5 protein-coding genes are annotated in these 16,082 nt (G+C 41.5%); all 5 read right to left on the minus strand.

All coding sequences use genetic code 11. The features are described from left to right. Positions 1 to 121 precede the first annotated feature (121 nt). A complete protein-coding gene (locus A3EE_RS0114300) occupies positions 122 to 1,867 on the minus strand; it encodes an ABC transporter ATP-binding protein (protein ID WP_018344133.1) in 1,746 nt (581 codons plus the stop codon). A gap of 636 nt (positions 1,868 to 2,503) precedes the next feature. After that, positions 2,504 to 6,637 carry a glycoside hydrolase family 9 protein gene (locus A3EE_RS21465; RefSeq protein WP_169334030.1) on the minus strand — a complete coding sequence of 1,378 codons (4,134 nt, stop codon included), beginning with the start codon at positions 6,635 to 6,637 and terminating at the stop codon, positions 2,504 to 2,506. An 85-nt stretch (positions 6,638 to 6,722) separates the two neighbouring features. Next, complete coding sequence (locus tag A3EE_RS20725; protein WP_018344135.1) at positions 6,723 to 10,568, minus strand: sugar-binding protein; 3,846 nt, start codon at positions 10,566 to 10,568, stop codon at positions 6,723 to 6,725. Positions 10,569 to 10,638: 70 nt separating this feature from the next. Beyond that, the gene (locus tag A3EE_RS20735; RefSeq protein WP_018344136.1) at positions 10,639 to 14,658 is read right to left on the minus strand and encodes a sugar-binding protein; all 4,020 of its coding nucleotides are present in this window, start codon (positions 14,656 to 14,658) and stop codon (positions 10,639 to 10,641) included. 164 nt (positions 14,659 to 14,822) lie between these two features. Beyond that, positions 14,823 to 16,082 (minus strand): Ig-like domain-containing protein (locus tag A3EE_RS0114325; RefSeq protein WP_018344137.1); only part of this gene is annotated, 1,260 nt, incomplete at its 5' end.

A 16,082-nucleotide genomic window follows, 5' to 3' on the forward strand; every position in this document is an offset into this window, starting at 1 on the left:
CAAATAGTCGGTGACACCCGGGATATATGTATGCGCACATTAAAATTGTGCCGGGCTAAACACCTACCATGGCGTAGAATAATTTACTGACCACTGCCCACTGTTTACTGACAACTGACCACTAAAAATTCTTTTCCCCGATCTGCTGGCGCCACATAGCGTAGTATAATCCTTTTTCAAGCAACAGATCTTCGTGTTTGCCGGATTCAATGATATTGCCTCTTTCGAGAACAAATATCCGATCGGCATGCATTATCGTTGATAAGCGGTGTGCAATTAATATGGTAATGTGATCTTTAACGGTTGACACCTCTCGTATCGTCTGCGTAATTTCTTCTTCTGTAATCGAATCCAGCGAAGAGGTGGCTTCATCAAATACCAGAATGTCCGGTTGGCGGAGCAGTGCACGTGCAATCGATAAGCGTTGCTTCTCCCCTCCGGAAACCTTTACACCACCCTCGCCGATAACCGTATCCAACCCCTTATCCGCGCGGGCTAAAAGCGTTTGGCAAGCTGCTTTATGCAATACGGTTAAACAATCTTCATCCGAAGCATCGGGTTTTACAAATAATAAGTTTTCACGAATTGTTCCGGAAAACAGTTGCGTATCCTGCGTTACAAAACCAATCTTTTCACGCAGTTCATCCAGATCAATGTTGGTACTTAATACATCGTTGTACAGAATGCTACCGTCTTTAGGCGGATATAAGCCTACAAGCAGTTTTACCAAAGTGGTTTTACCGGATCCGGATGGACCAACAAATGCGATGGTTTGTCCGTTCTGTGTTGAGAAAGAAATACCATTGAGTGCATTGCTGTGGGCGGATTGATGTTTGAAACCAACGTTATCAAAACGTAAAGTTTTTATCTGGCCAATTGTTTGCGGATGCTCGGGTTTAACCTCTTTCGGTAAATTTAATATGCGATCAAAATTTAAAAGAGATACTTCCGCTTCTCTGTATGCAATGATTACATTTCCCAATTCCTGTAGGGGACCAAATAAGAAGAAGGAATAAAACAAAAACGTAAAATACTTACCCGGTGATAATTCGTTATCAAAAATAAGCAGCAGTAAAATTACAACCATGACACTCCGTATAAAATTTACGGTTGTGCCTTGCAAAAAACTCATGCTTCTTACGTACTTGACTTTTTTAAGCTCCAGGTCAAGAATTTTGTATGTTGTGTTGTTCAACCGTTCAATCTCCTGATTGGCAAGTCCAAGACTTTTCACCAATTCGATGTTGCGCAGTGATTCAGTAGTAGAACCGGCAAGAGCCGTCGTTTCTTTTACAATACTTTTTTGTACAACTTTTATTTTACGGCTCAACAGCCAGCTTGTAAAAGCGATAATGGGTACTGCAGCAAAGTATACCAGCGTAACTTTATAACTTACCGATAAGGAATAAACGACTACAAAGATCAACCCGACTACACTTGAGAATAATACGCTGATAAAAGAGGTAATAAACTTTTCAGAATCCGTGCGTACCTTTTGAAGTATGCCTAAGGTCTCTCCGCTTCGTTGGTCTTCAAAGGTCTGATAAGGCAGTTCTAAGGAATGTTTCAAGCCATCGGCATACATCCTGGCCCCTAGCTTCTGAACAACGATACTGGTGAAGTAATCCTGAAGATTTTTAGCAATACGGGAAACCATCGCTGCACCAATGGCTAAACCAACAAGAAACAAAATACCTTTGATAAACGCCTCCCGTGAAAGGACATCCTTCTTTTCTATAAAATTATCTACAATTTTACCTGTAATGTGCGGGTCCAATAAAGAAAAAACCTGGCTTGTAGAAGCCAGCAACAAAGCAATTGCAATAAGGCCTTTATAATTCTTTAGGTAATTCAGTAATAATTTCATTTTTATAATTCAATCGTTCTAATTAATATCTACCTGTGTAACAAAAAAAATGCAATGTAGTTCCATCGGACTGTATGTATACATTTCCTGAAGACAAAGGTAGCATAAATTTCTACACTCCTTAGAACCTGTTCTTTAATAGAAAAACCGGATGATACATACTGGGTTAAAAAGAATACATGCAAAAATTGCGATTTCAGTTCTTCCGGATGTGTAATCCAATGTCGTTTAGTTAAGCTTTAATTAGATACAAACAGTTTTCCTTTCTTAACTCAATTTATCTTTCTTTTTTATTCTTCTGTTCTTTTGTCTTAATACAAAAGAACCAAAAAATCAAGGCTGATTTCAAATAGGCTAAAATTTTGGTTCATTCCGCGAACGCTACAAAACCGTCCTGGAAAAAGGACTAGTTGTAGCGTTCAAAAAGCTCCATGAACCAAAATTTCTTAACGCAATTTGAAATGAGGCCGTTCGGGCGTTACTAAATCACAATAATTATGAATTATAAATTATGATAGTGCACCAAGAATCGTGTAAATTATTTGATTAACAAGAATAGTATTCGTAAAACAAAAAAGGGGCTAGAAAATCTCTCGCCCCTTTTACTCTAACTGGAATTAAAACTAAAAATTGGTATTATCTGATTACAGTGATTTTTTTCCGCATCACTGAGTTATTCTTATTGATGATCAGTATATAGATACCATCTGATAGATTACTGACATTCACTTGCGCACTCAAACCATTTGTAGTTTGTAACAATTGATGTTCATTACCCATCACATCTACCAGTATACAGCTTGCACCCGACAAGTCTGTATCTGAATCTATAAATACAATTCCATTCGATGGATTCGGATATATGTTTGCATTTAATGTGTTTGATGACTGAACACCTGTCGTGATCGCTTCTGCTGTAATTGTTACCGGTGCAGAAGTTGTTACACCTCCGTTGCTGTCTGTTACACGAACCGTGATTACATGAGTCCCTTGACCTGGGTTGTTCCAGTCAAAACTGTATGGTGCTGTTGTGCTTGTTCCGATAACCATGTTGCCATCCAGGAATTCAACTGCTACAATCGTACCATCCGGATCTGTTACATCTGCCGCAATTGTAATTGTGCCTTGCACCGTTGTATTTGCTACTGGTGATGTGATTGTAATCACAGATGGCTGATTGCTATTGATGTTGACATTCGTCCCTGCTGATGTAGCGCTGCAGTTATTCGCATTCGTTACCTCCACTGTATACACACCTGCATCCGTTGCTGTGTAAGTCTGAGCTGTTCCTACCTGAACAGATCCTTTGAACCATTTGTAGGTAAAGCCTGAACCTGTATTCGCTGTCAGTACTACACTGCCTCCTTGAGGAATAGAAGTTGAGCCGCTTGCTGTGATTGTCGATGTAGGTGCTGCATTTACTGTTACTGTAGTCGATGCTGAAGTTGCTTTGCAGTTTCCTGCATTTGTTACTTCAACGGTATAGTTACCAGTTGTCGTTGCTGTATATATCTGTGCTGTTCCAACCTGCGTTGTTCCATTCATCCATTTGTAGGAAGAACCTGCACCTGCTGTAAGAACTACAGAACCACCTGCACAGAATGTTGTCGGTGTCGTTGTATTGATTGCTGCTGTCGGCAATGCATTTACTGTTACTGTAGTCGATGCTGAAGTTGCTTTGCAGTTTCCTGCATTTGTTACTTCAACGGTATAGGTTCCTGCTGTTGTTGCTGTATACGTTTGATTTGTTCCAACCTGTGTTGTTCCGTTTTTCCAAACGTAGGAAGAACCAGAACTTGCTGTAAGTACTACAGAACTGCCTGTACAGAATGTTGTTGGTGTCGTTGTTGTTATCGCAGCTGTCGGCAGTGCATTTACCGTTACTGTAGTTGCTGCTGAAGTTGCTTTGCAGCTGCTCGCATTCGTTACTTCAACCGTATATGAACCTGCCGTTGTTGCTGTATAGCTTTGAGCTGTTGCTCCTGTAATTGTCGTTGAGCCATTCTTCCAAACGTAGGAAGAACCTGTGGATGCAGTCAGTACTACACTTCCACCCGTACAGAACGTTGTCGATGTTGTAGTAGTAATCGCTGCTGTTGGTATTGCGTTTACCGTAAGAGTAAATGTGGAAGTTGCTTTACAGGTATTCCCATCTGTATAGGTAGCTGTATAAATGCCGCCTTGGGTTGTTGTTACTGAAGCAAGTGTAATCTCTCTTGTCGATGCACTGTAACCGTTCGGACCGCTCCAGGTCCAGCCTGTTGCAACTGAAGGTTGTGGACCCAATACAACTGTACTACCTGCACACACTGTTGCAGTTGATACCTGATTCCATGCTGCTCCGTTTATCTGGGCATACTGCGTTATGGTCGGTAATGCATAAACCGTTACTGTTGTTGCTGTGGATGTCACTGTCTGGCTATTTGCGCTTACAGCTACTGTATAGTTTCCTGACTGTGTTGCTGTATACGAAGAGGATGTCGCACTACCAATATCATTCCCATCCCTTTTCCATTGATAGGTATAAGCTGTTCCTGTACTTGCGTTCAGAACAACACTCCCTCCTGCACAAAATGACGTGGTACTTGCTGCGGTAATGATGGATACGGGAACTGCGTTCACCTTAATTGTAATGGCTGCAGATGTAGTTCGGTTACCAGCATTATCAGTCGCAACAGCAGTTATTATATACGTACCGGCAGCAACATTTGTCCATGAAAATGTATAAGGAGATGTTGCATCCTCACCTAATTTTGTCGCACCATTGTAAAATTCTACCTTAGAAACTGTTCCATTCGGATCAGAAGCTATGGCAGTTAAATTAACCGTTGCAGATTCGGCAAAAGTAGCATTATTAACCGGAGCAGAAATGCTTACTATTGGAAAATTAAAAGCACTACATGAGATGGTCGAGTTCAGATTTGTTCCATTGGCCTTTACAAATTTTGAAAGCAGACGGATGTAAGCTACCTGATATCCGCAACTGGGCTCCGTAATTGCCCATGTATTTAATGGCCAACCGTTGTTTATGTCAGCAAATGATTTCATGGGAGGCTGTCCTATAGCAGCTTTTGAAGCTGCATTGTTACACAAAGCATTATTAGAAGTACTTCCACAACTATTGTTGGCACAACAGCCGTCCACATTATAAGAACCATTTGCTCCACCTACCAGAAAGCCTGGAGCCGGTCCATAAGTAGAAACGCCGACTTGATCCCATTTGGCACTTCCATCCATGAACCAGCTATGAAAAAGCTGCGTAGCTGACTTTTCTGCTCCATATTTATTCATGTTGGTCAGATAGCATTGATTCAATGGATTCAAACCATGAATATAATGAACATAATTCTCGGCTGCTTTCATAGCATCCACATCCCGGCTCGGATTGACATTGTATTTTACAGACTCAAAGAACATCAAGCCTTGTAAAGAATTAATGTTACTACTTCCCCAAACATAAGATTCTAAATAGGCTAAGTAAGATGACTTTTTAGAATCAAATGCGCCAAAGTTATTTGCTCCGTTTATAGCCGTTAGGTATCGATCCTTAATCGTGGATACTACAGATGCCGTAGCATTCGGGATAGTGGTGTAGTACAACAGCACCTCTTGCTCATCATGTTCGTAAGGGAATGCATAGTACCATTGAACAAGATGTCCCTGAGAATAATTGTTATCAAAAAAAGTACGGTATTTTGCATCATTGGTAATAGCATACAAGTGTTCAGCTGCTTCCAGCTTATATATCAATCTGCCGTAATCATTTGTCTCGGGATTGCCTGCCCCTACACCCGTTCCTGAATTATCCCATGTTACAGATGGATTGGCATCTGCCCAGTTCCATGCTTTAACAGCAGCATTTTGTAAGCTATCAGCATAACATGGTAAACCTATTTTTCTGAATAGTTTTGCACCAAAAGCATACGCGGCTGCGGCTTTCAAGGTGGCAGCAGTTGTAGGGTTGGCATACTTGCTGGCTTGAGTGGCGCTGGAAGGAGGACTTGCACTTTCAACACCCACCAAACTAATAACACTTCCATTACTGTTTTGCAAGCGCAACAGGTAATCCATTCCCCATTTTACCTCGTCCAAAATATCAGGAATTGTATTGTTTGATTCAGGAATATTAAAATCATCCGTCCATGCTGTAGGAGAATCTTCATAAGCTTTAAGCAATGCTATAATATAACCGCCGGTCCAGGAAGTGTACTTATTAAAGTCACCGGCATCGTACCATCCTCCATGCAGGTCTTTCTCAGAACTTGCATCGTTTGGAGTAAGATAGTACCGGCAATTTTTATCCTGTAAAGGCTTTAGATGCGAGGCTCCATCGACCCAACCTGCCTCAGCGTAAGGCAATTGTTTGGCAAAACCGGATCGCTGGTAAAAAAAGAAACGGACTGCCTGTTTAAGCACCTGGTTATATACATCGTCTTTAATATCAAATGCATAAGAACGTATATTCTTTTGCACATCCAATACATAGTACGATCCGGGAGTAGTATATGATGAAAAATCAAACCACCAAACCTTATCTCCTGCTAAGGAGTCTGTTTTACCATTCTGCCATATCGTTGGTGTTCCCGTAAAAACCTGTGCATTGGTTGACGTATTGACTAAGGCATAGGATGTCCCTGGAGTAAAAGATTCTGCCGCATCAACCCCCATTACCGGATCACGCAACACAGCTACTTTCTGTGCTACAGGTCTATAGCCAAATTGATCTACAACTATGTATTTCGAAATAGCTTGCGCATTGCATGTATTCACATTAAAAAAAACTGCACAAAGACAGTAAATGAAGACAACTATTTTTTCATTAAATATTATTCTACCTAAACCAAACATAGTATAATTATTTTATCACCGTAATTTTCTTTCTCAAAATTAAATTTCCATTTTTAATAATCATTACATAAGCACCTTCATTTAGATTACTTATATCTACCATCGCTCCGCTTCCTGTCAGAGTTGATTCCAATTGAACTTCTCGACCCAACACATCTACAATCGTGAAGCTTGCATTTGACAAATCAACATCCGTTTCAATGTAAACATCTCCTCGGGATGGATTCGGGTAAACTACTGCATCCAATGTGTTTGATGACTGAACACCTGTTGTGATGGCTTCTGCAGTAATTGTTACCGGTGCAGAGGTTGTAATGCCTCCGTTGCTGTCTGTTACACGAACCGTAATTGTATGAGAACCTTGACCCGGATTGTTCCAGTCAAAACTGTATGGTGCTGTTGTGCTTGTTCCGATAACCATGTTGCCATCCAGGAATTCAACTGCTGCAATAGTACCATCCGGATCTGTTACATCTGCCGCGATTGTAATTGTGCCCTGCACCGTTGTATTTGCTACAGGTGATGTGATTGTAATCACAGATGGCTGATTGGTATTGACGTTCACATTCGTTCCTGATGATGTAGCGCTGCAGTTGTTCGCATTCGTTACCTCAACAGTATACACTCCTGCATCCGTTGCTGTATAAGTCTGAGCTGTTCCTACCTGAACAGATCCTTTAAACCATTTGTAGGTAAAGCCTGAACCTGTATTCGCTGTCAGTACTACATTGCCTCCCTGAGGAATAGAAGTTGAGCCATTAGCTGTGATCGTTGCTGTTGGTAATGTGTTTACGGTAACTGTTGTCGCCGCTGAAGTTGCTTTACAGTTTCCTGCATTGGTTACTTCAACTGTATAACTTCCGGCTGTTGTTGCTGTATAGCTTTGTACTGTTGCTCCTGTGATTGCTGTTGTTCCGTTCATCCATTTGTAAGATGAACCTGAACTTACTGTAAGTACTACAGAACCACCTGTACAGAATGTTGTTGGTGTCGTTGTGGTAATTGCTGCTGTTGGTGCTGCATTTACCGTTACTGTTGTTGCTGTAGAAGTTGCTTTGCAGTTTCCTGCATTTGTTACTTCAACCGTATATGAACCAGACGTTGTTGCTGTGTAAGCTGCTGCTGTTGCTCCTGTGATTGCTGTTGTTCCGTTCATCCATTTGTAAGATGAACCTGAACTTGCTGTCAGTACTACAGAACCACCTTGACAAAACGTTGTTGCTGTAGTTGTGGTAATCGCTGCTGTTGGCAATGAATTTACCGTTACCGTTGTTGCTGTAGAAGTTGCTTTACAGTTTCCTACATTCGTTACTTCAACCGTATAAGAACCTGCCGTTGTTACTGTATAGCTTTGATTTGTTCCAACCTGCGTTGTGCCATTCATCCATTTGTATGAAGAGCCTGTTGATGCTGTAAGTACTACAGAACCTCCTGTACAGAATGACGTTGGTGTTGTTGTAGTAATAGCTGCTGTTGGTAAAGCATTTACTGTTAACGTAAATGTAGAAGTCGCTTTACACGTATTCCCATCTGTATAGGTAGCTGTATAAACTCCGCCTTGATTTGTTGTTGCTGAAGCTAGAGTAATCTCCCTTGTCGTTGCACTGTAGCCATTCGGACCTGCCCAGCTCCAGCCTGTATTCACTGTTGGCTGTGGACCCAATACAATTGTAGATCCGGCACATACCGTTGCTGTTGATACCTGGTTCCATGCTCCACCATCTATCTGAGCATACTGAGTCAGCGTCGGCAATGCATTAACCGTTACCGTTGTTGCTGCTGACGTAGCTGAGCAACCGCCCGCATTTGTAATTGAGACTGTATATGTTCCTGCTGTTGTTGCTGTATAAGCTGCAGATGTTGCTCCTGTGATTGTTGTTGTGCCGTTCTTCCATACATAACTGTATCCGGTTCCTGTACTTGCATTCAAGATCACACTTGAGCCTGCACAGATACTTGTTGATGTCGTTGTGGTGATCGCTGCTGTTGGTGCACTGCAGTTCAAGCCTTTTAAGATAACTGTACCCATTAAACTTGGATTGCTCCATGTATCATCTGTACTCGCTGCCCAGGCAAGCTTGCCATCACGGGCTGCTCCGTCATCATCATCGCTGATCATAACTTCAAAGCCTTCAATCGCATTTACTGAAGCGGTGCCTCCCATTGTACTCCATGGAATACGTACTTCTACAATATATCCGGTTGCTGTATTTGTAATGCTTTTTGTAATGCCTGTTACAGAATGTCCGTTGATCTCATACGCTGCTGTTGCATCGTTCCATCGGAACGTGTACTGCTGATCGTTCGTGCCATAGGTCGTTGATTTGCTGTTACCCATATCAATGTATACTTCAACACCATCATCATTGTACACATCTGTTCCTGCATCGTTGCGTTTAACATCGTCAGTTACCTGAACCAGTACATACAGGTTAGTTGCATCCCATGCAGCTTTCCAGTTGCCCGAAAGATCTGCCGTGGAACTAACCGTACCTGTATTATTTTTTGCAATAGAAACCGAATTAAAATTACTCCACAACGCATCGATCGTCCCATCGATTGTTGGGACCGAACCTGTCTGATAGATTGGTTTTGCTATCTGTATGTTTATTGCTGTACTTGTCGTTGCTGCATTTAGTGCACTCGTTGCTTTTGCTGTGATTGCATAATTACCTGCTGCAGCTCCTGTGATTGTATACGTATATGGTGAACTCGCATCTGTGCCTAATAACGTAGTCCCATTATAAAAATCTACTTTCGAAATACTTCCTGTTGTGATCGTTGCTGTTGCATTGAGCGTTACATTATCTCCTTCTGTGTAAACTGTATTGTTCGTCGGAGCGGTAATGGAAACGACGGGACTTGGACTAGAAGGACATGGTGAAGATCCAGATACGCCACTTGTTGTTTGAGTGACAGGTTTCATTGTTCCGTCTGAATTATAACAGAGGTAATCAACACAAACGCTCCGCCTACCAGTAGTAGGGCCTACTCCATTTATAGTTAGCGTAGCATTATGATAAAAAAGGTACCATTGATTGTTATATTCGATAATACCTGGATGGATCGTATAACTATTTTTAGCTGTTCCAGAAAGGACGCCCTTATATGTCCACGGTCCATTTATGTTTGATGCTGTGGCATAACAAATTTGTTCAGAACCTACCCCTGGTACAAATGCAGCATAGGTAAGATAATAAATTCCATTTCGTTTGTGTAACCAAGGACCTTCTGCATAATTTGGAGGAGTAATGGTTTTAATTGCTCCATCAATTTCTGTCATATTCGGTTTGAGCTTTGCAAAATAGCAATTAGGATTTCCCCATACCATATATACTGAACCATCATCATCTTTCAGAATAGTCGGATCAATATCATCCCATGCATTTGCACTTGGTGTAGTTTTGTCATAGACCAATGCTGTACCTCTCGCATCTACAAAAGGGCCGGTCGGACTATTAGACACTGCAACACCAATTGCTTTCCCTGTATTTGCTCCACCTGCCTGACAACAGACGTAATAATAAAATTTACCATTCTGTTCTACTACTTGCGAAGCCCATGCTTCACCCGTTGACCAGGAAAAATCAGTGGGTTTCAACACTTGTCCATGATACGTCCAGGTTTTCATATCGGCTGTAGAATAACAAAGCCAACCAGTAATATTGTATAATTGATTACCTGTTGCTTCGTCATGCCCAACATACACATACATACGACCATTATATACCATAGGTGCCGGATCTGCTGTCCAGGCATTTGTAAAAATAGGATTTGAACCAGGTACTTGTGCAAAAATATCATTGCAGCTTACCCAAATGCTTAACATGGTCAGATAAATAATTATTTTCATTTTTATCATATTTTCAAACATTCAAATCCTTTCGCCCTTTTACTTAATTAGTAAGAACTAAAAATTAGTATTATCTGATTACGGTGATTTTTTTCCGCATCACAGAATTATCTTTTTTAATGATCAGTACATAAGTGCCTGCACTCAGATTGCTCACATCTACCATCGCTCCGCTTCCTGTCAGTGTTGATTCCAGTTGCATTTCTCTTCCCATCACATCCACCAACATACAGCTTGCACCCGATAAGTCTGTATCTGAATCTATAAATACAATTCCATTTGATGGATTCGGATATATGTTTGCATTCAATGTATTTGATGACTGAACACCTGTTGTGATAGCTTCTGCTGTAATTGTTACCGGTGCAGAGGTTGTAACACCTCCGTTGCTGTCTGTTACACGAACCGTAATTGTATGAGAACCTTGACCCGGATTGCTCCAGTCAAAACTGTATGGTGCTGTTGTGCTTGTTCCGATAACCATGTTGCCATCCAGGAATTCAACTGCTACAATCGTACCATCCGGATCTGTTACATCNGCCGCNATTGTAATTGTGCCCTGCACCGTTGTATTTGCTACAGGTGATGTGATTGTAATAACCGATGGCTGATTGGTATTGATGTTCACATTCGTTCCTGATGATGTAGCGCTGCAGTTGTTCGCATTCGTTACTTCAACTGTATACACACCTGCATCCGTGGCTGTATAAGTCTGAGCTGTTCCTACCTGAACTGTTCCTTTGAACCATTTGTAGGTAAAGCCTGAACCTGTATTCGCTGTCAACACTACACTGCCTCCTTGTGGAATAGAAGTTGAGACATTAGCTGTGATCGTTGCTGTTGGTGCTGCATTCACGGTTACCGTTGTCGCTGTAGAAGTTGCTTTGCAATTACCAGCATTTGTTACTTCTACTGTATAGCTTCCGGCTGTTGTTGCTGTATAGGTTTGATTTGTTCCAACTTGTGTTGTTCCATTCATCCATTTGTAAGATGAACCTGAACTTGCTGTTAATACTACAGAACCACCTGCACAAAATGTTGTTGCTGTAGTTGTGGTGATCGCGGCTGTCGGTGCTGCATTTACCGTTACCGTTGTTGCTGCTGATGTTGCTTTGCAATTACCAGCATTTGTTACTTCAACCGTATATGAACCTGCTGCTGTTGCTGTGTAGGTTGCATTCGTTCCAACCTGTGTTGTGCCGTTTTTCCAAACGTATGAAGAACCTGTTGAAGCAGTCAGTACTACAGAGCCTCCTGCACAGAATGTTGTTGCTGTAGTTGTGGTAATAGCAGCTGTTGGTGCTGCATTTACCGTTACCGTTGTTGCTGATGAAGTTGCTTTACAGTTTCCTGCATTTGTTACTTCTACTGTATAACTTCCAGCTGTTGTTGCTGTATAGGTTTGATTTGTTCCAACTTGTGTTGTGCCGTTTTTCCAAACGTAAGAAGAACCTGTCGATGCTGTTAATACTACAGAACCACCTGCACAGAATGTTGTTGGTGTCGTTGTGGTAATTGCGGCTGTTGGTGCTGCATTTACTGTAACCGTTGTTGCTGCCGATGTTGCTTTGCAGTTTCCTGCATTTGTTACTTCTACCGTATATGAACCAGCTGTTGTTGCAGTATAGCTTTGTGCTGTTGCTCCTGTGATTGCTGTTGTTCCGTTCATCCATTTGTAAGAACTTCCTGCGCTTGCTGTCAGTACTACAGAACCACCTGCACAGAATGTTGTTGCTGTTGGTGTGGTAATCGCTGCTGTTGGTGTGGTAATTGCGGCTGTTGGTGCCGCATTTACTGTTACTGTAAATGTGGAAGTTGCTTTACACGTATTTCCATCTGTATAGGTAGCGGTATAAACTCCGCCTTGAGTTGGTGTTACTGAAGCAAGTGTAATCTCTCTTGTTGTTGCACTGTAGCCATTCGGACCTGTCCAGCTCCAGCCTGTTGTTACTGTTGGTTGTGGACCGAGTACAACTGTGCTGCCAGCACATACTGTTCCTGTTGATACCTGATTCCACGCTCCGCCGTCTATCTGAGCATACTGCGTTATCGTCGGTAATGCATTAACCGTTACTGCAGTCGCTGTGGATGTTGCTGAACAACCACCTGAGTTTGTTATTGTAACGGTGTATGTTCCTGCTGTTGTTGCTGTATATGTTTGAGCCGTTGCTCCTGTGATGGTCGTTGTGCCGTTCTTCCATACATAACTGTATCCGGTTCCTTTAGGTGCATTCAATACTACACTTCCGCCTGCGCAGAATGTTGCTGATGTAGTTGTTGTAATTGCTGCTGTTGGTGCTGTGCAGTTCAAGCCTTTTAAGATAACCGTTCCCATCAGACTTGGATTGCTCCATGTATCGTCTGTTGTTGCTGCCCATGCCAGCTTACCATCTCTCGCTGCTCCGTCATCGTCATCACTGATCATAACTTCAAAGCCTTCAATTGCATTTACTGAAGCGGTACCTCCCATTGTGCTCCATGGGATACTTACTTCCACGATATAGCCTATTGTTGTATTGGTAATGCCTTTGGTAATTCCTGTTACCGAATGTCCGTTGATCTCATAGGCTGCTGTTGCATCGTTCCATCTAAACGTGTACTGCTGATCGTTGGTGCCATACGTCGTAGCTTTGCTGTTACCCATATCAATGTACACTTCAACACCATCGTCGTTATACACGTCTGTTCCTGCATCGTTGCGTTTAACATCGTCAGTTACCTGAACCAGTACATATAAATTTGTTGCATCCCATGCAGCTTTCCAGTTACCCGAAAGATCTGCCGTGGAACTAACCGTACCGCTTACTGTTTTACTTACTGATGTAGAAGTAAAGTTACTCCACAAGCCTTCAACTGTACCATCGATAACTGGTGCAGAACCTGTCTGATAGATTGGTTTTGCTATCTGGATGTTTACTGCAGTACTTGTCGTTGCTGCATTTAGTGCACTCGTTGCTTTTGCTGTGATTGCATAATTACCTGCTGCAGCTGCACTGATGGTATACGTATATGGTGAACTCGCATCTGTGCCCAACAACGTTGTACCATTATAAAAATCTACTTTTGAAATACTTCCTGTTGTGATCGTTGCTGTTGCATTGAGCGTTACATTGTCTCCTTCGGTATAAACTGTATTGTTTGTCGGAGCTGTGATTGAGACAACTGGTGCGGGAGTTCCTCCACAGCTATTTGTATATTTCCTGACAAATTTCCATATCTCGACGGTTGTATTAAAAGTAACATCATTAGAATGCCAATGTCCTTTCCCTGCCAAAGTCATCAAAACAAATTCTGTACCGCAACCACAATTCGTCCAAGAACTTTTAGTAGCAATTGAATTGGAAATATTTGATGGATATGGTTTGGTCACTACTGCTGTTGAAGAACATCCATTTTTAGTTCTCCAACCTTGTAAATAAGTCAAAAGCTTATTATCATAAATAACAACATTGTCGGCATCACCATGTGTATGAATGATGGGGATAGGACGTGAACTATTAAAATTGCTTGCACCCAAAGGATATCCAGAAACAGGTGCAAATGCTGCAATCTTATCAGCAATCTTGGTGGCTGCAACATATGTCATCATACCTCCCATCGAAAAACCTGAAAGATACACTCGGCTTCGATCGATTCCATAACGAGTATACATAGCATCTATAATTTTCAAAATAAAATCGGTATCAGTATTTCCATTCAGATCCCAGGAGTTGTTAATACCAGCAGGATATACCACCACAAACTTTGCTGTATCTGCTACCAGTTCCCATTTTGCCTGTCCCTTTTGATAATTAATATCTTGATTTAACCCATGCATTGAAATAACCAGAGGTCTATTTTGTTGAAGTCCTGAAGGGGCATAAACAAACATACTTCGAGTAGTAGTACCGACATTAATTGTTGTTAATTGTGCCATAGAATGAAATGAAAGAATCCATAAACCTATCATTAAAAATATAACATGATAATGAATTCCAGCCAACATATACTTGAATCTAACAACGTGATTACTCATGGCTCTAATAATAGACTTAACTGCTCCTTTTTCAAAAAACAGAATTAATATTTTTGATAATATATACTCTTTCATTTCCTAGCTGTTTATGTATATTTAGTAATCAATTATATAATCCCCAATAGATTCTATCTATCAGTTATACCATATGAACATTCAAAATAGTTAACTCTATATACTTTTATTTTGCATGCATAAAAGTATACGAACATTATATATAAACAGAATACGACATTTTTTTATTTCACCACGGTAACTTTCTTTCTTAAGATTGAATTACCATTATTAATGATAAATACATAGGTGCCTGCACTCAGATTGCTCACATCTACCATCGCTCCGCTTCCTGTCAGTGTTGATTCCAATTGAACTTCTCGGCCCAACACATCTACAATCATGAAGCTTGCATTTGACAAATCAACATCCGTTTCAATGTAAACATCTCCTCGGGATGGATTCGGATATATGTTTGCATTCAATGTGTTTGATGACTGAACACCTGTTGTTACAGCTTCTGCAGTAATTGTTACCGGTGCAGAGGTTGTAACGCCTCCGTTGCTGTCTGTTACTCGAACCGTGATTACATGAGTCCCTTGACCCGGATTGCTCCAGTCAAAACTGTATGGTGCTGTTGTGCTTGTTCCGATCACCATGTTGCCATCCAGGAATTCAACTGCTACAATCGTACCATCCGGATCTGTTACATCTGCCGTGATTGTAATTGTGCCCTGCACCGTTGTATTTGCTACAGGTGATGTGATTGTAATAACCGATGGCTGATTGGTATTGATGTTCACATTCGTGCCTGATGATGTAGCGCTGCAGTTGTTCGCATTCGTTACCTCAACTGTATACACACCTGCATCCGTTGCTGTATAAGTCTGAGCTGTTCCTACCTGAACGGTTCCTTTGAACCATTTATAGGTAAAGCCAGAACCTGTATTCGCTTGTAACTCTACACTGCCTCCCTGAGGAATAGAAGTTGAGCCATTAGCTGTGATCGTTGCTGTTGGTGCTGCATTTACCGTTACCGTTGTTGTCGCTGAAGTTGCTTTGCAATTGCTCGCATTCGTTACTTCTACTGTATATGAACCTGCCGTTGTTGCTGTATAGCTTTGTGCTGTTGCTCCTGTGATTGCTGTTGTTCCATTCATCCATTTGTAAGATGAACCTGAACTTGCTGTCAGTACTACAGAACCACCTGCACAGAATGTTGTTGCGGTAGTTGTAGTGATCGCTGCTGTTGGTGCTGCATTTACCGTTACTGTTGTTGCTGTAGAAGTTGCTTTGCAGCCACTCGCATTCGTTACTTCTACTGTATAAGAACCTGCTGTTGTTGCTGTATAGCTTTGAGCTGTTACTCCTGTGATTGCTGTTGTTCCATTCATCCATTTGTAAGATGAACCTGAACTTACTGTAAGTACTACAGAACCACCTGTACAGAATGTTGTTGGTGTCGTTGTGGTAATTGCTGCTGTTGGTGCTGCATTTACCGTTAC

It is taken from the genome of Cytophaga aurantiaca DSM 3654, assembly GCF_000379725.1.
Taxonomy (GTDB): Bacteria; Bacteroidota; Bacteroidia; order Cytophagales; family Cytophagaceae; genus Cytophaga; species Cytophaga aurantiaca.

Excerpts from the sequence above, each read along its gene's own strand:
- A3EE_RS0114300 (WP_018344133.1), bottom strand. The coding sequence starts at position 1,867 with ATGAAATTATTACTGAATTACCTAAAGAATTATAAAGGCCTTATTGCA.
- A3EE_RS20725 (WP_018344135.1), bottom strand. The coding sequence starts at position 10,568 with ATGAAAATAATTATTTATCTGACCATGTTAAGCATTTGGGTAAGCTGC.